Raw genomic sequence first — 19982 nt, 5'->3', positions numbered from 1 at the left:
GATTGACAGAAAGGTGTTTTCATGGAATATATCACCCACTCACCCGAGGAGACCGAAGCACTCGGCGCAGAATACGCAAAAAGCCTCAAGGCAGGCGATGTTGTTGCGTTCTCCGGCGACCTCGGTGCCGGCAAGACCGCATTCACGCGCGGCGTGCTGCACGGACTCGGCTACGAGGGCCGCGTCACCAGCCCGACCTTTGCCATTGCAAACGAATACGAAACGCCGACGGTCAAGGTCGCGCACTTCGACCTGTACCGCATTCTCGACAGTGAAGCACTGTTCGAGATCGGCTTTGACGAATATCTCGACGGCAGCCGCATTGTGCTCATCGAATGGAGCGAAAACGCCGCGGACGTTCTGCCGGAAGCCTACAAAACCGTCCATATTGCCTACGGCGATGCGGACAACGACCGCCGCATTACGATTGGAGAAGTGACTGTATGAAAATTCTTGCACTGGAATCCTCGGCGGTCAGCGCGTCTGTCGCGCTCACCGAGGACGAAAAACTGGTGGCGCAGTCCTTTCAGAACTGCGGCCTGACGCACTCACGCACGCTGCTGCCGATGGTGGAAAACCTGCTGGCAAACTGCGGCGTATCGCTCGCTGACGTGGACGCGATCGCTGTCGCGCACGGCCCCGGCTCGTTTACCGGTGTGCGCATAGGTGTGGCCACGGTCAAGGGTCTGGCGCTCGGCGCAGACAAGCCGTGCCTCGGTGTCTCCACGCTCGAGGCAATGGCATGGGGCGCCCGCGCACTCGGCGGCGACCTGTGCTGCGTGATGGATGCGCGTGCGGGTCAGGTTTACAACGCGCTTTTCACCGTGGAGGACGGCAGGGTACGCCGTCTGTGCGATGACCGTGCGATCAAGCTGACCGAGCTTGCCGAAGAAATCGGAGAAGCGCCGTATTTTCTGGTTGGAGATGGCGCGGATCTGTGTTATAATACTATCAAAGAGAACTGCACCGGTCTGCGGCTCGCACCCGCCGAGCTGCGGTTTGCGACCGGATTTGGTGTTGCCGCCGCCGCACTCCCCCTGTTTCGCGAGAGCAAAGCCTGCTCCCCCCAGGAGCTGGACGCCTTCTATCTGCGTCGTCCGCAGGCAGAGCGCGAGCGCATGGCGCGTCTGGCACAGACCAAATAGCAGACATCACCGCACAATGAAAGCTGCGGCTTCTTGCGCAGGCTCCGGTCGCGCTGCCGCGGCGCTTTGCGGAAATTTTGTGCCCTGACTTCGTTCCGATTTCACTGTAATACACAAAGTATTACCGCAAAACCGCGCCTTGTCAGTGCGCAAAACCCACTCGCAAATCGCTCTTGTTCAATTATGCGATATTGCCTGAAGCAAAAAAGTTTTAGGATAAAGGAGATTTTTATTATGGCAACCGTACATGAAATGGACCACCCGCTGATCAAGCACAAGCTGGCGCTGATGCGCGACAAGACCACCGGCGTTAAGGAGTTCCGCGAGGCTGCTGCTGAGATTGCAATGCTGATGTGCTACGAGGCTACCCGCGATCTGCCGCTCAAGGAGATCACCATCGAGACTCCGGTCGCTGAGGCGCGCGTACAGGTTATTTCCGGCAAGAAGATCGCGCTCGTGCCGATCCTGCGTGCAGGTCTGGGCATGGTTGAGGGCATTCTGGAGATGATTCCGGCAGCTAAGGTCGGCCACATCGGTCTGTACCGCAACCCGGAAACCCTGCAGCCGATCGAGTATTACTGCAAGCTGCCGAACGACATCGAGGAGCGCGACGTACTGCTGCTCGACCCGATGCTGGCTACCGGCGGTTCCGCTATCGCTGCGATCGACGGCCTCAAGCGCCGCGGCGTAAAGCACATTAAGCTGATGAACCTCATCGCTGCTCCGGAAGGCGTTGCCGCTGTTCAGAAGGCACATCCGGACGTTGAGATCTTCGTTGCCGGTATCGACGAGAAGCTGAACGACCACGGCTATATCGTTCCGGGTCTGGGTGACGCCGGCGACCGTATCTTCGGCACCAAGTAAGCAATATACCGCTGAATTTTCGGTATCTGCAGTACAATTTCACACCGACCGTCCCTGCAAAGGAGGGTGAACCGTATGACATTTGATGGTATCCGGCGTTTATCCCCGTATTGGAGCCTTGCCCTTTGCTACGGCGTCGTGACGGCGGTCGGGCTGATCCCCGGTCTGCTGTATGGCAATGAATTTGCCTACTGGCTGCTCGGCTTCTGGCTGATCCTGCCGGTTTCGGCGCTGCTGTGTACGTTCCGGGCGGCATACCGCGCCTTGCCGCGATACGGTCTGATGCCCGTGTTCGTCGGCCTGTGGGCGATTGTTCTGCCGCTTGCCACGTTCCGCTCGACTGAGATGCAAAGCCTGTTTTACGGGCTTGTTCCCTCGCTGGTCGGCTTAACGCTGGGCGTACTGGTGCGCAAATTTGTATTCTGGTATCGAAACAGATAGAGACACTTTTAAGGACACTTTTGCGGTGCGGCTTATAGCAATCCGAATAGATAATGCGACAAAAGTAGCGCATACAGCGCGTGAATAGCAAGGAGATTTTACGCAGCTATGCTGACGCATAGCAAGTGAAAGCGACGCTGCTATGCGCGTGCTGTATGCGCGCACTTGTTGCAGTATTTGTTTGGATTGCTATAAAAGCCGCACCGTTTTGTTGGGAGAAAATTGAACCTATGCAATTTTACGAACTGAACTCCAGCCGCATGGACTACCGCGAGCTGAGTGCGGACGACCTCAACCTGCTGACGCCGCTCCTGCGCAGCGAGGAGACCATGCAGACGCTCGGCGGCGCACTCTCCTACGAGCAGACGCTGGACTGGCTGGTGGATACGCTGCGCCGCTATCAGACCGAGGGCTGCGGCTGGCTGCTCGCACTTGATAAGCCGACCGGCGTTCCCGCGGCTCTGTGCGGCCTGACTTACGAGCAGGTCGGCGCGGAACGCGTGCTGACCGCGAACTGCATCGTCCGGCATGAGCTGCGCGGCATCGGCGTCGGCCGCGAGTGCATCGCCGCGTGTCTGCTGTACGCGTTCGAGTCCATGCACGCCGACGAGGTCAGCGCCTTCGTGCAGAAGGATGATCTCGCAGGACTGCATACCGCCGTTGCCTGCCGTATGCAGCCGACCGAAAAGGTCAGCCATACCGCCTTCGGCAAGACCGCACCGTGTGTACGGTGTGTGGTCCGGAATCCGCACCTCGCGGAGAAGGCAAAATCAGAAAATGAACTGTCGGAAGATGAAAAGAGCACCGAAACGTGAGTTTCGGTGCTTTTTTATTGCCATTTTTGCGTCAATCGCGTTGTTTATAAATCAGTGCAGACGGTTTATACGGTAAAATCCGTCAATAAGTGAAATTCGCAGATGCCGTCCGTAGCAACGTGCAAACGCCTTATTTCGAAGCGGTCGCCGGTCTCCGGTCTGCGCCAGATTAGGAATAAAGGAAACGTGATTCACAAGGGTGGCAACCTTGGCGTCTATCCTTGTGCGCCCGGCGTCAGCGCAGATTCCGCTCGCTTCGCAAGCGACCAGTCTCACCGATACTGCTCCGCCCAGACAGCCTCATTCGCCTCCAGCGACTTCGGTACATCCAACACCCGCTGGTTCGCGCTGCCGCGAAACCGCAGCTCGATGTTCTTCTCCTCCATGAGAAACGGCCCGTCTACCAGTAAATCCAGTTGCCCGAGCAGCTTTTTCACAAACGGATCGCTCAGCTCTAACAGCTGCTCAAACGTATAGCCCGAGTACGCCATCAGGTGCTTGCCCTTGCGCTTCAGCTCCACCGCAAGATAATACAGCGGCTCCGCCTTACAAAACGGCTCGCCACCCGAGAACGTCACACCCTTGATGAACGGATTGCGGCACATATCCTTCAGCAGCGTGTCCAGCTCAATATCCTGCCCGCCCTCAAAGTCGTGCGTCTGCGGATTGTGGCAGCCCGGACAGCCATGCGGACAGCCCTGCACAAACAGCGTATAGCGGAAGCCGGGGCCGTCCACAATGGACTCCCCGACTGTACCTGCAATGCGAATTTTACCTTCCATCAGGCGGTGTGCTCCTGACGCATGGAGCAGCAGCTCGGAACGCTGTGCTTTACGCGGTCGTGCTCCTCCGCGCGCTTGCCGTTGTTGAAGCGGTCGAGCGTACCTACCAGATAACCCGTAATGCGGCGGATACGTTCAAAGCCTACACCTTCACCAATCATCGGCTCCTGTGCAGCAATATTCTTAGTTTCCATGATAGCATTCTCCCTTTCCTGTCACTTTTTGACGATTTTCAATGTATTCGGCTGACGGTCGGCTTCTTCGGCAGGATCGCCGTGATAGCCGATCGTGGTGCTGTTGTAATTTTTATACAGTCCCAACTTCTGCAGCTTGGACAGCGGAACGCCTTCGCCCTCGCGGCGGCCGCAGCGCGGACATACTTCACCGATAATGCCGGTATAGCCGCAGATCGGATCGCGGTCGATCGGGTGGTTGATCGCGCCGTAGCCGATGCCGGCTTCCTTCATCGCGCGAACGACAGCCTCAAACGCTTCGAGGTTCTGCGTCGGGTCGCCGTCCAGCTCAATGTAGCTGATGTGGCCGCCGTTGGTCAGCTCGTGATACGGCGCCTCGCGGGTGATCTTCTCAAATGCCGAAATCGGATAGTAAACCGGCACATGGAAGGAGTTGGTGTAGTAATCGCGGTCGGTAACGCCGGGAATCGTACCGTATTTCTCACGGTCGATCTTGACAAATCGGCCGGACAGACCCTCTGCCGGGGTAGCGATCAGCGAGAAGTTGAGGTGGTATTTCTCGGTTGCCTCGTCCATGCGCTGACGCATGTGACCCACGATCTCAAGACCGAGGTTCTGCGCCTCGTCGCTCTCGCCGTGGTGTACGCCGATGAGCGCCTTGAGGCACTCCGCCAGACCGATAAAGCCGAGCGTCAGTGTGCCGTGCTTAAGCACCTCGCCAACCTCGTCATCCGGACCCAGCTTTTCGGAATCCAGCCATACGCCCTCACCCATCAGGAACGGGTAGTTGCGCACGCGCTTGCCGCACTGGATGCGGAAACGGTCGAGCAGCTGGTCGATTACGAGGTCGATCTTGCGGTCAAGATCCTCGAAGAACCAGTCCAGATCGCCGTGGCTGCGGATTGCAATGCGCGGCAGGTTGACCGACGTGAACGACAGGTTGCCGCGACCGTAGGTGATCTCACGGGTCGGATCGCACACATTGGACATAACACGCGTGCGGCAGCCCATGTAGCCGACCTCGGTCTCCGGATGACCCGGCTTGTAATACTGCAGGTTAAACGGCGCATCGATGAACGAGAAATTCGGGAACATGCGCTTCGCGGAAACGCGGCACGCCAGCTTGAACAGGTCGTAGTTCGGGTCGCCCTCGTTGTAGTTGACGCCCTCCTTGACCTTGAAAATGTGGATCGGGAAAATCGGGGTCTCACCGTTGCCCAGACCGGCCTCGGTCGCGAGCAGCAGCTGCTCCATGACCAGACGGCCCTCCGGAGAGGTATCCGTGCCGTAGTTGAGCGACGAGAACGGAATCTGTGCACCTGCACGCGAGTGCATAGTGTTCAGATTGTGAACCAGCGCTTCCATCGCCTGATAGGTGCCCTTGCGGGTCTCCTTATCCGCGTACTTGCGGGCAAACTTCATGCACTTTGCAACCGTCTTTTCGTCAAGCGTCTCGGAAAGTGCCTTAGCCATCGCTTCGTCGTAGCCGTTGCCGCCTGCCAGACAAGCCCACTTGCCGGTCTCCTGCTCAACACGCTCGGTCAGCGCACGCGCATCGACCTCGTTGTTGTCGTCCTCACCGAACACCTCAAGGGCCTTGGCGAGATTGTCGCGGAACAGCTTGCGGAAGGTCTTGCGCACACCCGGCGCCATCGAGTAATCGAAGTTCGGCACGCTCTGACCGCCGTGCTGGTCATTCTGATTAGACTGGATAGCAATGCATGCCAGCGCAGAGTACGAACGGATGTCGTTCGGCTCACGCAGGAAGCCGTGACCGGTGGAAAAACCGTCGCGGAACAGCTTCAGCAGGTCAATCTGACAGCAGGTGGTGGTCAGCGTCAGAAAATCCAGATCGTGGATATGGATATCGCCCTCGCGGTGCGCCTTAGCATGCGCCGGATCGAGGATAAACATCTCATAGAACTGCTTGGCGCCCTCGGAGCCGTACTTGAGCATGGTGCCCATCGCGGTATCACCGTCGATATTGGCGTTCTCGCGCTTGACGTCGTTCTCGAGCGAGGACTTGAACGTCAGATCCTCGTACACCTTCATCAGACGGGTGTTCATCTCACGCACGCGGGTGCGCTCGTTGCGGTACAGGATGTACTTCTTGGCCGTGCGGGCATGTCCGCTTTCGATCAGAACCTTCTCAACAGTGTCCTGCACCTGTTCAACGGTGGGAGTTTCGGTTCCAGCAGTCTCCTCCAGCGTTTTTTCGACCTGCTCTGCCAGCTCCTGCGCCATATCGTGATCCTGGCCGCCGGAGGCCTGTGCTGCGCCGAAAATTGCATTTGTGATCTTGTCGATCTCAAAGGGAGCCATGCGCCCGTCCCGCTTGACGATCTGCTGAATCATAAAGAAAAATCCCTCTCTCATACAAAAACCGCCTAACGGCGATTTCTTGATTATTTACTAAATTATGTAGTGGTGCATTCAATATCGCACAACATCTTGTGTCTGCTTATCTCTTGCTTATATATTCTACCGCCGAAACACCGCCCTGTCAAGGCGCTAAATTCTTTTTGGCACATTTGCAAGAAAAGCACTATTTTTATTGGAGCATTCTCTAAACTTTTCCTCTTGACTCGAAAAATTTATCAGAAAAGCGCGACAAATTCCACAAAGTTTCTCCTTTATTTTCTCCGTGGTAATTTCTCCCGCAAAAAAGCAGATACACTATATATGGTATCCGTTCTATTCCCCATCGCAAGACGAAAAAAGAACCCCGGAACAGGATTCCGAGGTTCTTTGGTTTCGATCAGAAAATGATCTTATGCCTTGCCGTTGCAGCCCAGAACATTGATCAGCTTGTGGGTAACCATGTCCTTGACAGCCTGACGAGCCGGCTTCAGGTACTGGCGCGGGTCGAAGTGATCCGGATGCTCAGCGAAGTGCTCGCGGATAGAAGCGGTGATAGCCAGACGAATATCGGAGTCGATATTGATCTTGCAGACGGACAGCTGTGCAGCGTGACGCAGCTCTTCCTCCGGAATGCCGATTGCATCCGGCATCTTGCCGCCGAACTTGTTGATCTTGTCAACAAACTCACGCGGTACGGAAGAGGAACCGTGCAGTACGATCGGGAAGCCCGGCAGACGCTTGGAAACTTCCTCGAGTACGTCGAAACGCAGCGGAGGCGGAACCAGAATGCCCTGCTCGTTGCGGGTGCACTGATCCGGGGTGAACTTGTAAGCGCCGTGAGAGGTGCCGATTGCGATAGCCAGAGAGTCACAGCCGGTGCGGGTTACGAACTCCTCAACCTCTTCCGGATGGGTGTAGGAGGAATCCTCAGCGGAAACCTTTACGTCGTCCTCTACGCCAGCCAGGGTGCCGAGCTCAGCCTCGACAACAACGCCGTGAGCGTGAGCGTACTCTACAACCTTCTTGGTCTCCTCAACGTTCTCGTCGAACGGACGGGAGGAGCAGTCGATCATAACGGAGGAGAAACCGCCGTCGATGCAGGACTTGCAGGTCTCGAAGTCCGGGCCGTGGTCCAGATGCAGAGCGATCGGAATGTCCGGGCACTCCTTAACAGCAGCCTCTACCATCTTAACGAGGTAGGTGTGGTTTGCGTAAGCGCGTGCGCCCTTGGATACCTGCAGGACTACCGGAGCGTGCTGCTCCTGGCAAGCCTCGGTGATACCCTGAACGATCTCCATGTTGTTCACGTTGAAAGCGCCAACAGCGTAGCCGCCGTCGTAAGCCTTCTTGAACATCTCAGTAGTAGTAACTAAAGGCATGGGAATACTTCCTTTCTGATAAAAACTGAATCTTAAAAATTCTGCTTTTATTCTATCAGTTAAGCATGCTAAAATCAAGTCCATATCCAAAAAATCCTGTCATTTTTTCGTCGAATTCCTGCGGCAACTTTGCCAAAATTGCCAAACCTGCCGAAAACGCAGGATTTTCATTGATTTTTTTCATATTATATGATACTCTTTATGAGTAAGAAAATGCATGGCACAGCTCTGCGTTTTAATTTGCTTAGGAGGTTTTATCAATGAGTGAACTGAAAGGCGCTTGCGTCATCGGTCAGTCGGGCGGCCCGACTTCCGTAATCAACTCTTCTGTTCTGGGTGCGCTGGAGGCAGCACTGGACAATCCGTCCATCACCCGCGTATTCGGCATGGCACACGGCATCAAGGGCCTGCTGAACGACGACCTGTATGATATCGACAAGGAAGACCGCGACGAGCTGGCTCTTCTGCGCTACACCCCGTCCTCTGCACTGGGCTCCTGCCGCTACAAGCTGGCTGATCCGGATGTTGACGACACCGATTACAAGCGCATCCTCGAGATCTTCAAGAAGTACGACATCCGTTACTTCTTCTACAACGGCGGCAACGACTCCATGGATACCTGCAACAAGGTTTCCAAGTATATGATGAAGTCCGGCTACGAGTGCCGCGTAATGGGCATTCCGAAGACCATCGACAACGACCTGTTCGGCACCGACCACTGCCCGGGCTTTGCTTCCGCTGCCAAGTATATCGCTACTTCCTGCATGGAGATCTATCAGGACGCTCGCGTATACGACACCGGCATGGTCTGCGTCGTAGAGATCATGGGCCGTCACGCTGGCTGGCTGGCAGGTGCTGCCGGTCTGGCTACCGCTATGGGCGCAGGTCCGGATCTGGTTTACCTGCCGGAGACCGACTTCGATATGAAGAAGTTCCTGGCTGACGTAAAGCGCATCTATGACGAGAAGGGCAACTGCCTGGTAGCTGTTTCCGAGGGTATCCACTACGCTGACGGCTCCTTCGTATCCGAGGCTAAGACCTCTGCTACCGACGGCTTCGGCCATGCACAGCTGGGCGGTCTGGCTTCCATGCTGGCTGACACCGTTAAGAACGAGCTGGGCTGCAAGGTTCGCGGCATCGAGCTGAGCCTGCTGCAGCGCTGCGCTGCTCACTGCGCTTCCAAGACCGACGTTGACGAGTCCTATATGTCCGGCAAGGCTGCTGTTGAGAACGCAGTTGCAGGCAAGACCGACTACATGCCGGGCTTCAAGTGCACCCGTGACGAGAACGGCTACAAGTGCGAGATCGAGCTGCTGCCGCTCTCCGAGGTTGCTAACACCGAGAAGAAGGTTCCGCGTGAGTGGATCAACGAGGAAGGCAACGGCGTAACGCAGGAGTTCGTTGACTACGCTCTGCCGCTCATCAACGGCGAGAACGTTGGCCCGAAGGTATCCGGTCTGCCGCGCTTCGCTAACCTGAAGAAGATCAAGGCTGAGGCTTAATCTTTTCGGTTTAACTGAACAGAGCGTGCCTTGCGGTGCGTAATCAAAACGGGTAGAGCCGCAAGGCTCTGCCCGTTTGCTTTTAAGAGGAATTTCCTGTATGAATCTTTTTAAATCCAAGAAAAATCTGCTGCTGCTCGTATCTTCGGTCATCGTCTGGCTGGGCACCTGCCTGCTCGCCATGCACTGGAACACTGTGTATGACGGTGCCATCGGCGGCTTCCCGACCTATCTGTGGGTGTTCGCGCCGGTTGCGCTCATCTTCAACATTTTTATGAACAGCAGACCCAGTAATCCCGACGGCAGGGACCACAGCCGCTGGGCGCAGGCGCTGCTCGTCTTTCTGGTAGCGCTGATGCTGTTTATTGCCCTGCTGTCCGGCATGAACCCGCTGTATGAGATCAGCTTCTGGTGGATTGCGGCGCTGATCGTGCTGTCCTTCATCGGCCTGCTGATCGGCAAGTGCATGAACCACCCTCTGCAGGAGGCTTCGCTGCGGCAGTCCGCCTATACCATCTTCCTGCTGTACCTGTCCTACGCCATCGCGCAGCTCGGCATGATCGCCGTGCTGCATCCGGTGTCCGTTGACGAAATCATCCGCACCGGAGAAGCGGCTGGCGGTGCAAGCGGCGAATATGTCGGTCGGCTGACCAGCGATACCGCAGAGCACCCCCTCGGCGTGTATTTCTTCACTAGCGCGGATAAATCGCAGTGGTACTACTACGATGTGCTGACCGGCGAAGCCGCTGCCGATTATCACAGTTCCTACGAACCCGCTTAACAAATCGAGGTGCTCTTATGCTTGAAATCATCAAGGACCCGACCTTTGCCGAGCGCAATATTCCGCTCGGCATCCTCGAAGTCACCTATCCCGACCGCTCCGCATGGGATATAACGAAATTTTACGACCTTGTTCACGCAGAACTGGATGCCCTGCGCGAAAAGTATGCCGACTACGACCGCAAGGCTGTTTTCGGTGAAAATCCGTATTTTCGCTTCTTCAAGAAGTTCAAGAAAACCTATCCGGTCATGCAGCAGTTCGAGTCGGTAATGTTCAAGGGACGTCCGTTCCCGGAGGAGGACCCGGTGATGGGTGTTCCCTTCCTGCTGGAGCTGACCACGTTCGTACTCTCCGGCACACATGATATCGACCGCATGGACGGTCCGCTGACCATCTTCACGCCGAGCGAAAAGCTGCCGTTCCTGGGTATGCGCGCCGCAAGCACGCATACCTACCCGAAGGACATCTGCGGACGCGATAGCTCGGGTATCATTTTCAGCATGATCGCCGGTGCGGACGACCGAACCTGCATCCATCCGGACAGCCGCCATGTGTTCCATCCTGTATTCGGCACGCCGGATACCGATAAGGCGGTTATCGAGAACGCACTCCGGCGGCTCGAGTTCTTCGTGAAGGTTCTGGCGCCGAATGCGGTCGCAGAAAGCACAATTCTGTAACGAATTTACACTCAGGTTTTCTGTTTTCGTAGGGCGGGGTGCCCTCAGAATAGTTTAACCCTTAACTGCAAAACAAAAAAGCTCTCTGAACAAAGTTCAGAGAGCTTTTCTTATCTGTGCTTACTTTTTCAGCGTTTTTGCAAAGCTGTCCTTAAGGGTAACAATGCGGTTGAATCTGCCGCTCTCGCGGTCCTTGCAGTAATAGCCCATACGGACAAACTGGAAGCGCTCGCCTTCCTTGGCATCAGCCAGCGACGGTTCGAGCTTGCAGCCGGTCAGCTTCTTGAGCGAATCCGGATTGAGATAATCCAGATAATCCGTGCCCTCCGGTACGTCATTAACGTTCTCGAGGGTGAACAGATTATCGTACAGATACAGGTCCGCATCGATGGCGTGCTCGGCAGATACCCAGTGAATGGTGCCCTTGACCTTGCGGCCGTCCACCGGCATGCCGTTGCGGGTCTCGAGATCAGCCGTGCAGCGGATTTCCACGATCTCGCCGTTGTCGTCCTTGACGATCTCATTGCACTTGACAATATACGCGCCCATCAGTCGAACCTCGCCGTCCGGCTTGAGGCGCTGGAACTTCGGAGGCGGCACCTCAGCGAAGTCGCTCTTTTCGATATACAGCTCACGGGTGAACGGAACCTTGCGGCTGCCTGCTTCCTCATTGCGCGGATTGTTCGGCACTTCGAACTCCTCGCACTGACCCTCCGGATAGTTGGTGATAACCAGCTTGACCGGCTCGGTGACTGCCATGCGGCGCAGCGCGGTCTCGTTCAGCTCCTCGCGGATGCAGTGCTCGAGCAGCTTGATGTCAACCAGCGAGTTGGCCTTTGCGATGCCGGCGCGCTGTACAAAATCGAGGATGGCGCTCGGCGTGTAGCCGCGGCGGCGCAGCGCACACAGCGTAGGCATACGCGGATCGTCCCAGCCCTCAACGTGCTTTTCAAATACCAGCTGGCGCAGGTAACGCTTGGACATAACGGTGTGCGTTACGTTCAGGCGGGCAAACTCGCGCTGCTTGGGATGATGCGGCAGCGGGCAGTTGTCAACCACCCACTCGTACAGCGGACGGTGGTTCTCAAACTCAATCGAGCACATGGAGTGCGTGATGCCCTCAAGTGCGTCCTGAATCGGGTGTGCAAAGTCGTACAGCGGATAGATACACCACTTATCGCCCTGACGGTGATGATGTGCACGCACGATGCGGTAAATCGCCGGGTCGCGCAGGTTCATGTTCGGACTTGCCATGTCGATCTTGGCACGCAGCGTCTTAGAGCCGTCGGCAAACTTGCCGTCGCGCATGTCCTGGAACAGCTGGAGGTTCTCCTCAACCGAACGGTCGCGGTACGGACTCGGCTTGCCCGGCTCGGTCAGAGAGCCGCGGTACTGGCGCATTTCCTCCTGCGTCAGATCGTCAACATACGCCTTGCCGTCCTTGATCAGCTGTACCGCGCAGTTAAAGCAGGTTTCAAAGTAGTCCGAGCCGTAGTACACACCGCCGCTCGGCTCCTCGCCGGTCAGCCACTTGATGTCCTCCCAGATGGAGTCTACATACTCGGTATCCTCCTTGACCGGGTTGGTGTCGTCATAGCGCAGATTGAACAGGCCGTTGTATTTTTTCGCGATAGACCAGTTGATGAAGATCGCCTTTGCCGAGCCGATATGCAGATAACCGTTCGGCTCCGGCGGAAAGCGGGTGTGGATGCGCTCGGAAAGACCGTTTTTAATATCCTCGTCGATGATTTCTGTGAGGAAGTTGTTTACATTCTCTAACATTTATTATTCTCCCTTGGAATTGAGAATTGAAAATGGAAAATTGAAAATTGCGGTATCGCGCTGCGCGCGATGATTTAATTCCGCCCTTTGGGCGGCTCCTTCATTCTCCATTATCCATTTTACATTTTCCATTATTCAGAGCGCATCTGCGCACTTAGACAGGCGTTCCAGAACCTTATCCTTACCCAGAATACCCATTACGGTCTGGAGGTCCGGTGCGTTCTGGCGGCCCGCCACTGCTACGCGGACAACCATGGACACATCACCGACGGCGCCCTTATAGGCGGACGGGTCAGCCTTATACGCCTTGGTATCGGCGGCGTAGCCGTGTGCAGAAGCGATCTGCTTCATCTTGTCGAAGAAGCCGTCCGGCGTATCGTTCTCGTCGAACATGCCTGCAAAATCGCTCAGAATCGCCTTGGCGTCCTCGGCGGAAACGCGCTCCGGCATGGTGTAATCCGGCTGGAACAGCTCGTCGAACATGAAGTCCATGTAGCCCTTGGCATCCGACCACAGCGCGAGGTCCTTGCGCGGCTTTTTGCCGCCGCGGCCGATGGCGAGGTACGCCTTGGAGAACGCCGGGTCGCGGGTCAGCAGTGCGTTAAATTCCTTGTCGTTAACAGCAGACCACTCGGCAACGTAATCGTATACCTGCTCTGCCGTCATGCGCGAAATAACGTTCTTGGAAACGTCGCGCAGCTTTTCGATGTCAAACAGCGCACCCGAGCCACTCATCTTCTTGGTGGTAAACTGGAAATCGTTCATCGGCAGGTCCGGATTTGCGCGGCGCCACTCCTCGAAGTTGGAGTTGAGGAGCGTCATCAGGTACTCGAGAACCGCCGGTACCGGATAGCCCTCCTGCGCGTAGAACGTCAGAGCCAGTTCCGGGTCCTTGCGCTTGGACAGCTTGCGCTTGCCGCCGGTCTCCGGGTCGATCTTCATCAGCTGGGCGGTGTGTGCGTACTTGGGCGCCTTCCAGCCCATCGCGCGGAACAGCTGCAGGTGTACCGGCAGCGTTGCCAGCCACTCCTCGCCGCGGACAACGACGGTCGTGCCCATCAGATGGTCGTCCACAACGTGCGCAAAGTGGTAGGTCGGGATGCCGTCGGACTTGAGGATAACCACGTCCTGATCGTTCTCGGTGACTTCCATCTTGCCCTTGACGAGATCCTCGTGGCGGATCTTGTGCTCAATGCTGCCCTCCGAGCGGAAACGGACAACATACGGCGTGCCCTTGGCAAGCTCTGCCTCGATGTCCTCCATCGGACGGTCGCGCCATACGGCGTACTTGCCGTAGTAGCCGAAGTTCTCCTTGTTCTTCTCCTGCTGCTCGTGTGCGGCGGAGAGCTCCTCCTCGGTGCAGAAGCACGGGTACGCCATGCCGCGCTGCACGAGGGACTTGACGAAGGTCTGGTAGATCTCGGCACGCTGGCTCTGGCGGTACGGACCGTAGATGCCGGTCTCACCGTCAGTCGTTGCACCCTCGTCGAACGGCAGGCCGAACGACTTGAACGCGTCGATGATCATCTGCACGCCGCCCTCTACCTCACGCTTGCGGTCGGTGTCCTCAATACGCAGATAAAATACACCCTTGGACTGGTGCGCCAGACGCTCATCCACCAGTGCACCGTACAGGTTGCCGAGGTGCATGAAGCCGGTCGGGCTCGGGCCCATACGGGTTACCTTTGCGCCCTCGGGCAGCTCGCGCTTGGGATAGCGAGCCTCCATCTCCTCCGGCGTGGTATTGATATGCGGAAACAGCAGTTCCGCCAAACGGTTGTAATCCATTTATTTCTCACTCCAACTCGTTAGACTGCGCGGAGACACGGTTTGTGCGCTCCACGAGTGTTTTTCCCATAATAGTATTATTTTAGCACAATGCAGCCTTGTACGCAAGATATAAAGCCAGTTTTAATCGCTTGTTTTGCCGCTTGCGAAGCGAACGGAAATTGCGCTGACGCCGCGCGGGCGCACAAGAGGACAGACACCTGCGGTTTCCGCCCTCTTGTGAATCTCCCCTTTCCCTTAGATGGCCTGGCGCAGATTGCCGACATGTGACCGCTGCGAAACAAGGGAACGGCAGAGGATTTTTTCTTCCGTGTTTTTCTCAACCTATTCGCAGTGTCAGATACATTACTGCTACACATGTGATTTCATCTAAGCAGGCGCGGCATAGCAGTGCCGCACAATTCGCTAGCGCGTTGTAATAGACAGCACCTACGAAGATAAATTGTACCAAACGCTTAATTCGTAGGTGCCGTGCGTTACAACGTGCCAAGGATTCGCGCGACACGGGCATGTCGCGCCTGCGTAGAGTAAACCGTATGTGTAGCAGTACGCTGTCTGTGAACTGCGAATATTTTGCGAAACAAACGCAAGAGTAACCCGACTGCCGTTCCCCTTTTTCGGAGCGGTCACATGTCGGCAATCTGCGCCAGACTAAGAAATAAGGGAAAGGTAGGAGTTCAAAGAGGAAGGGAAACCGCAGGTGTCCCTTCCTTTTTGCCCCCGCGGCGGGCGCCGCAACGTCCCCGCCGTCCGCAGACGGCGAATCCCCCTGCTGAGGTTCAGCGAAAAAACTGCCGCCCGTTAGGGGTGAACCGGCTGCGCGGTTCAAGTACCCCGCTCAGCCGGTGCTGAAAAAACTCCCGCCCGGACAGGGCGAACCCGCTGACGCAACTCGTGTGCCCCAGTGAGTCGGTGCAGAAGAAACAAAGAAAAACGGCACAGCTTACGCCATGCCGTTTCTGTTTTTACGGATTCTCCGCCGGAGCATTCGTACCGTTCGCCGTATTCGGCTGCTTCGCCGCGTTATTGTTATCTCCGGTCACGGCGTCTGCGCCGTCGCGGATGGCGTTGCCTGCCTCATCCATCGCGTCTCCGACGGCGTTGCCTGCATCGTCCACGCCGTTGCGAACATCATCACCGACGGTATTCGTGTTGGTGTCGTGCCGCTCATCAACAGTGTTGTTATCCACCGCGTTGTTGGTGCCATTGCCGTTGTCTTTGCCGTTATCCTTGCTGTTGCTGCCGCAGCCGCAGACGAACAGCATCGTCAGCGCCGCCAGCAGGGCGATCAGCTTTTTCATAGCAGTCCCTCCTAATCTGTTTCCGTTAGTATGAGGCTGCTTTTTCAAATTTATGCACCGAAATCAATTTTTTTAAGGTGATGTAATACGACCGAGCAGGTCAGTCCTGTCACCAGTCCGAGCGGCACACTCATCACGAGCAGGAACGGCAAATATGCGATCACAGCCCAGTTTTTCAGCCAGATCACAGCCGCTGCCATCTGCCCGATATTATGCGCCGCGGCGCCGCCCACGCTCACGCCGAACAGCGAGCAGAATCTGCCTTCGGCTTTGAGTAGGATCCCCATCACGATGAGCGACAGCAGACCGCCGAACAGCGAGAACAGGAACGCCGACACGCTGCCCATCAGCAGCGAGGAAATGGCAACACGCGTTACCACGATGGCGAATGCGTCTCTCGCGCTCAGCCGCGTGAGCGCAAACAGCGTCACCACGTTCGCCAGTCCTAATTTGACGCCGGGCACGGGCACGATGGCATCCAGCGGGAACATGCGCTCGACGAGCGAGAGCACGACAGCCACCGCTGCCAGCATGCCGCAGAGTGTCAATCGTTTTGCATTTTTCATGTGCTGCACCCCTTACGATACCACAGCGTCAATGCCGCTGTCATTCACGCCGACCAGCTTGAGCACCACGCGGTGCGGCAGACAGACCGCCGCCTGTCCGGCATGGGTAAGTATACCGGTTCGCACGCACACCTGATCCCGACAGTCCGCGTCCGCTATTTTCGCCGTTTTGCCCGAGAGCACAATGGTGTTGCCGTCCAGTTTGATCGTGCGGTCGGTCGCATCGGTCAGCTGCACCCGCTCGATGAGCGTATCGTTCTGCCAGACCTCGGCGTACAGCTTGTCACCGGAGCTGTGGAACGCCAGCGCTGCCGCCAGTGCGCCTGCCATCACCAGAACCACGCCAATGATAACGAAATCACCGAATTTCAGCTTATTCCGCATAGTTGTATCCTTTTTTCTCGCCGAGGAACTCAAACGCGTAGTCCCCTGTCTTGGATGTGGTGTACACCTGCTTGTCCGAGGTAATGAACACCGCTGCAATCTTGTTTTCCTCGCAGAATTTCATGCCCTTATCCAGACCCATGACGAACAGCGCCGTTGTCAGCGCATCCGCCTTGGTCGAGCACGAGTCGATGACCGTCACGCCGCGCAGGCCGCTGTCCGCCGGATACCCTGTTGCGGGGTCAAAAATGTGGTGGTAGCGTTTGCCGTCCTGCTCAAAAAAGCGCTCGTAATCGCCCGAGGTAACAACCGAGCCGTCACGCAGCGACACCACCGCAATCGAGTCCGTGTTGTCATCCGGATCGGCAATGCCGATGTTCCAGTTGTCCGTGCCGCTGTCTGCGGTTTTGCCGCCGTACATCTCGACATTGCCGCTCAGCCGCGCCAGAACGTGCCACTGATCCGAGGTGTCGCTCTCCACCATTTCGTGCACGATGTCGCCTGCGTAGCCCTTGCCGATACCGCCCAGATCGACCTGTGCGCCGTTCAGCAGCTGCACCTGATTGCTGCCGAGCAGCTTGACGTTCTGATAGCCGACATGCGTCAGCGCTTCATCAATCTCGCTCTGCGCGGGCACACGCGCGTTGTCCGTGCCGATGCCCCAGAGGTCGGTCAGCGGCGCCATCGTCGGGTCAAACGTACCGTTTGTCATCTCGGCGTACTCGAGTGCTTTCTCAAGCGCGGTGTATGTGTCATCGCTCACCTCGGTCGGCTGACCGTTCGCGTGATTCAGCTTGTAGAGATCGCCCGCCTGCTGCGTGCGCGAGAGCGCCGCGTCCAGCTGGTTGACGCGCTGCTCGATCTTAATCGCCATGTCCTCTGCCGCGCTTTCGCTCTTTTCGCTCGACACATCGACCGACATATAGGTGTCCATCGCAAAAAAGTCCTCGGTGGTAGTGTAAAGCTGTGCACTGCTGCCGCTTGAGCCGCAGCCGGACAGCGCAAGCAGCAGCATCGCCGCTGCAAGATAGCGTTTCATAGCATTGCTCCTTATATATACGAAATCATTATACATTATAGCCTATCTGCATACAACACGCAAGTAGCATAGAAAACAAAAAACAGCACCGAACCGTCGGCTGTCGGCGAAACTACAGTTTTCTTAACACTTTCCGAAATATCCACAGTATATCTACCGATTTCAACCTTTTGATTTGGTCGTGACACCAAAATGAAACCAAACGGATTTTAGATTTTTCAAATGGCTTCAAGAAGCTCTACTGCTGCAGCTTCTGCGGATTCCAACACATGAATATAGGTGTTATAAGTAACAGATATATTCGCGTGTCCGAGCCACTTGCTTACTACGGTAATCGGAATACCGGCGTTAAGTGCCTGTGTAGCAAAGGTGTGACGAAGCTGGTGAAGTGTGAACGGCTTGTCGATACCGGCATACGCCAATACGCGACGCAGAACACGGCGAAGCTGGTCGCTGCTCAGTGTTGTACCCTTGCGCGTTACCGCAACGGAATCGCTGACAATATCCATTTCACGATAGACAGCTTTCAGACTGTTCAAAGCGGCAATCGCTTTTGTGTTCAACGGCACAATGCGGTTGCCGCTTGCCGTTTTGGTACACTTAATCCGTGCTTTCTTATGCTTGATACGCACGCCGTCCTTGTCGCGGTCGTAGACCATCGACAGATTTTTGTTCACCGTAACAATTCTGCTTTCAAAATCAATGTCAGACCATTTGAGTGCTAAAAACTCACCGCACCGCAAACCGGTATGCACCAGAAAGACCAATGCGTGTGCCTGCATGATACAGGGTCTACCATTTTTATTTTTCATTTCTGCAATCCGTTCGACTGCCCGCACTTCGTCGCTTTCCAGCGCAACAATTTCGCGTTCCGGTTTAAAGGTCGCTTTCTTCGGCATCTTGACATTGTGCATAGGATTCCGTGAGAGATCGCCCTCAGAATGAGCATAAGAAAAAATTTCGGAAAGAATGATATAAATGATTTTGACAACAGTGAGCGAAAGCGTCTGACTCTTTTCAACAAGCAGTTTTTGCAACTGCTCACTGTGAATAGACGCAAGCTGCATTTTGCCAAACGCAGGCTTAATATGCGTCAAATAAGCACTTTCGTATTTGTCGAAGCTGCTGTCCTCAACCGAGTGCAGCTTGAAAGTGTATAACCACTGGTCGGCGTAATCACCGAACCGCCTGCTTGTGCTTTTGACAAGACCTTTTGCAGCGTCCTTTTTGAGTTCGCGCAGCTTGCGCTTTGCTTCGGATTCGCTCTTAGCGTACACAACACACGGTTTGAGCATATTCACGCTCTTATACTTTGCTACCCAGCGGCCGTCTTTTCGCTGGTATATACTGCCCTCTCCATACTTTCTTTTTGGTTTCTGTATTGCTGTAATCATCGTTTACTCCTTGTGTTTGTAACGGTGATGGCACAGCCAACAACGCTATTATTATATCATATCAATCATAAGATTGTAAGCGACATATTTACACTCCATTCTGCCGCAGGTAGCATTCTGCGCTCGTATTCTTACACTTGCCGATTGACTTACGACACCTCTCACCCGAATCTTATTCCGCCGGTGGGGAGTATCCTTTTCCGCTGTTCTCGCCACGCCGGTAGCTGACCGGCTGTTTTATCGAAGCGGCTTGTCGGTTGCCCGACACGGAAAATTCGTTACAGATGGAGCTTTATTCAGTTGTCAAAGTCCAATTAACCTCCTGCTTTTTGCTATTCGGCCTGTCTGTGCATTGCGTTACTATGCATATTTGCTGACAAGCCATGTATCACCGAAACCAAAATTAAAGAAAGCTAAGATAAGTATGGAGTTTAGGCTTTCATCTTTGATTGGGATTCTATCATACCGTATATACGAAACAAAGTCAATCGGGGCAGGAATTGTTCACATTTGATTCATAATTAAACTTTGGTACACAGAAAAGTTGCAAAAATGCAATATTCTTGTCCTCGTAACACTTTGCAATCGAACATTTGTTGCATAGTCCTAAATCGGCAGTTTCGGCAAAGCAAAAGTGGTCAAATAATTGACCACTTTCCGTAAAAATATTTTGGTTTTCCCGACAATTCGGACAAATAAATTCCGAAACGCACCTGTACAGAACAGATGTACAGCGGCGCGTTAAGGGGGAGAGGAACGAAATCCGCGCCGCCCGCGTCTTTCCTCT

General features: G+C 55.4%; 19 protein-coding genes and 1 pseudogene. 8 read left to right on the top strand and 12 right to left on the bottom strand.

Annotation, left to right across the window (positions count from 1 at the left end; translation table 11 throughout):
* The first annotated feature begins 21 nt into the window (after positions 1-21).
* The 5 genes from tsaE (at position 22) to DW806_RS07500 (ending at position 3265) form a co-directional block, all read left to right on the top strand.
* On the top strand, positions 22-447 hold the full coding sequence (gene tsaE / locus DW806_RS07520) for a tRNA (adenosine(37)-N6)-threonylcarbamoyltransferase complex ATPase subunit type 1 TsaE (RefSeq protein ID WP_110437081.1): 426 nt from the start codon (positions 22-24) through the stop codon (positions 445-447).
* Complete coding sequence (gene tsaB, locus DW806_RS07515; protein WP_118729566.1) at positions 444-1145, top strand: tRNA (adenosine(37)-N6)-threonylcarbamoyltransferase complex dimerization subunit type 1 TsaB; 702 nt, start codon at positions 444-446, stop codon at positions 1143-1145. Before tsaE ends, tsaB begins: the two co-directional genes overlap by 4 nt.
* A gap of 234 nt (positions 1146-1379) precedes the next feature.
* A complete protein-coding gene (gene upp / locus DW806_RS07510) occupies positions 1380-2009 on the top strand; it encodes a uracil phosphoribosyltransferase (protein WP_118729565.1) in 630 nt (209 codons plus the stop codon).
* Between the two features lie 75 nt (positions 2010-2084).
* The gene (locus DW806_RS07505; protein WP_110437084.1) at positions 2085-2450 is read left to right on the top strand and encodes a hypothetical protein; all 366 of its coding nucleotides are present in this window, start codon (positions 2085-2087) and stop codon (positions 2448-2450) included.
* Positions 2451-2680: 230 nt separating this feature from the next.
* Positions 2681-3265: a GNAT family N-acetyltransferase gene (locus tag DW806_RS07500; RefSeq protein WP_158578320.1), complete on the top strand. Its 585-nt coding sequence runs from the start codon at positions 2681-2683 to the stop codon at positions 3263-3265.
* 272 nt (positions 3266-3537) lie between these two features.
* Here DW806_RS07500 and nrdG read toward each other — a convergent pair whose 3' ends face one another.
* The 5 genes and pseudogenes from nrdG to DW806_RS15895 all read right to left on the bottom strand — a co-directional run bounded on the left by nrdG (position 3538) and on the right by DW806_RS15895 (position 8165).
* Positions 3538-4047 (bottom strand): anaerobic ribonucleoside-triphosphate reductase activating protein, encoded by a 510-nt coding sequence (gene nrdG / locus DW806_RS07495; RefSeq protein ID WP_118647091.1) that lies wholly within the window; start codon positions 4045-4047, stop codon positions 3538-3540.
* Positions 4047-4193: pseudogene (gene nrdD / locus DW806_RS07490) on the bottom strand (anaerobic ribonucleoside-triphosphate reductase); the annotation flags it as partial. The pseudogene nrdD and the gene nrdG, both read right to left, overlap by 1 nt.
* A gap of 69 nt (positions 4194-4262) precedes the next feature.
* On the bottom strand, positions 4263-6596 hold the full coding sequence (locus tag DW806_RS07485) for an anaerobic ribonucleoside triphosphate reductase (RefSeq protein ID WP_118729619.1): 2334 nt from the start codon (positions 6594-6596) through the stop codon (positions 4263-4265).
* A 416-nt stretch (positions 6597-7012) separates the two neighbouring features.
* Entirely contained in the window at positions 7013-7981 is a 969-nt protein-coding gene (gene fba, locus DW806_RS07480; RefSeq protein ID WP_118479436.1) for a class II fructose-1,6-bisphosphate aldolase, read from the bottom strand.
* Between the two features lie 55 nt (positions 7982-8036).
* On the bottom strand, positions 8037-8165 hold the full coding sequence (locus DW806_RS15895) for a hypothetical protein (RefSeq protein ID WP_270478407.1): 129 nt from the start codon (positions 8163-8165) through the stop codon (positions 8037-8039).
* 76 nt (positions 8166-8241) lie between these two features.
* On the opposite strand from DW806_RS15895, the gene DW806_RS07475 reads away from it, so the two are divergent.
* The 3 genes from DW806_RS07475 (at position 8242) to DW806_RS07465 (ending at position 10941) form a co-directional block, all read left to right on the top strand.
* Entirely contained in the window at positions 8242-9483 is a 1242-nt protein-coding gene (locus DW806_RS07475) for a 6-phosphofructokinase (RefSeq protein ID WP_116705116.1), read from the top strand.
* A 100-nt stretch (positions 9484-9583) separates the two neighbouring features.
* Complete coding sequence (locus DW806_RS07470; RefSeq protein ID WP_118729563.1) at positions 9584-10264, top strand: hypothetical protein; 681 nt, start codon at positions 9584-9586, stop codon at positions 10262-10264.
* 17 nt (positions 10265-10281) lie between these two features.
* Positions 10282-10941, top strand: coding sequence for a hypothetical protein (locus DW806_RS07465; protein ID WP_118729562.1), 660 nt, complete (start codon positions 10282-10284; stop codon positions 10939-10941).
* A gap of 120 nt (positions 10942-11061) precedes the next feature.
* On the opposite strand, the gene DW806_RS07460 is transcribed toward DW806_RS07465, so the two are convergent.
* The 7 genes from DW806_RS07460 to DW806_RS07430 form a co-directional block, all read right to left on the bottom strand.
* On the bottom strand, positions 11062-12723 hold the full coding sequence (locus DW806_RS07460) for a glutamine--tRNA ligase/YqeY domain fusion protein (RefSeq protein ID WP_118729561.1): 1662 nt from the start codon (positions 12721-12723) through the stop codon (positions 11062-11064).
* A 135-nt stretch (positions 12724-12858) separates the two neighbouring features.
* Positions 12859-14511 (bottom strand): glutamate--tRNA ligase, encoded by a 1653-nt coding sequence (gltX, locus tag DW806_RS07455; protein WP_118564281.1) that lies wholly within the window; start codon positions 14509-14511, stop codon positions 12859-12861.
* Positions 14512-15476: 965 nt separating this feature from the next.
* Positions 15477-15812 (bottom strand): hypothetical protein, encoded by a 336-nt coding sequence (locus tag DW806_RS07450; RefSeq protein ID WP_118729560.1) that lies wholly within the window; start codon positions 15810-15812, stop codon positions 15477-15479.
* Between the two features lie 50 nt (positions 15813-15862).
* Positions 15863-16378: a Gx transporter family protein gene (locus DW806_RS07445; protein ID WP_118479424.1), complete on the bottom strand. Its 516-nt coding sequence runs from the start codon at positions 16376-16378 to the stop codon at positions 15863-15865.
* Between the two features lie 12 nt (positions 16379-16390).
* Entirely contained in the window at positions 16391-16762 is a 372-nt protein-coding gene (locus DW806_RS07440; protein ID WP_118729559.1) for a NusG domain II-containing protein, read from the bottom strand.
* Positions 16752-17801: an FAD:protein FMN transferase gene (locus DW806_RS07435; RefSeq protein ID WP_158578319.1), complete on the bottom strand. Its 1050-nt coding sequence runs from the start codon at positions 17799-17801 to the stop codon at positions 16752-16754. Before DW806_RS07435 ends, DW806_RS07440 begins: the two co-directional genes overlap by 11 nt.
* A 218-nt stretch (positions 17802-18019) precedes the next feature.
* On the bottom strand, positions 18020-19195 hold the full coding sequence (locus DW806_RS07430) for a tyrosine-type recombinase/integrase (protein WP_118729557.1): 1176 nt from the start codon (positions 19193-19195) through the stop codon (positions 18020-18022).
* Positions 19196-19982 lie beyond the last annotated feature (787 nt).

The organism is Butyricicoccus sp. AM32-19 (assembly GCF_003480365.1).
Taxonomy (GTDB): Bacteria; Bacillota; Clostridia; order Oscillospirales; family Butyricicoccaceae; genus Agathobaculum; species Agathobaculum butyriciproducens.
Note: the sequence above shows the minus strand (reverse complement) of the source record. Positions and strands in the feature narration are given on the sequence as shown.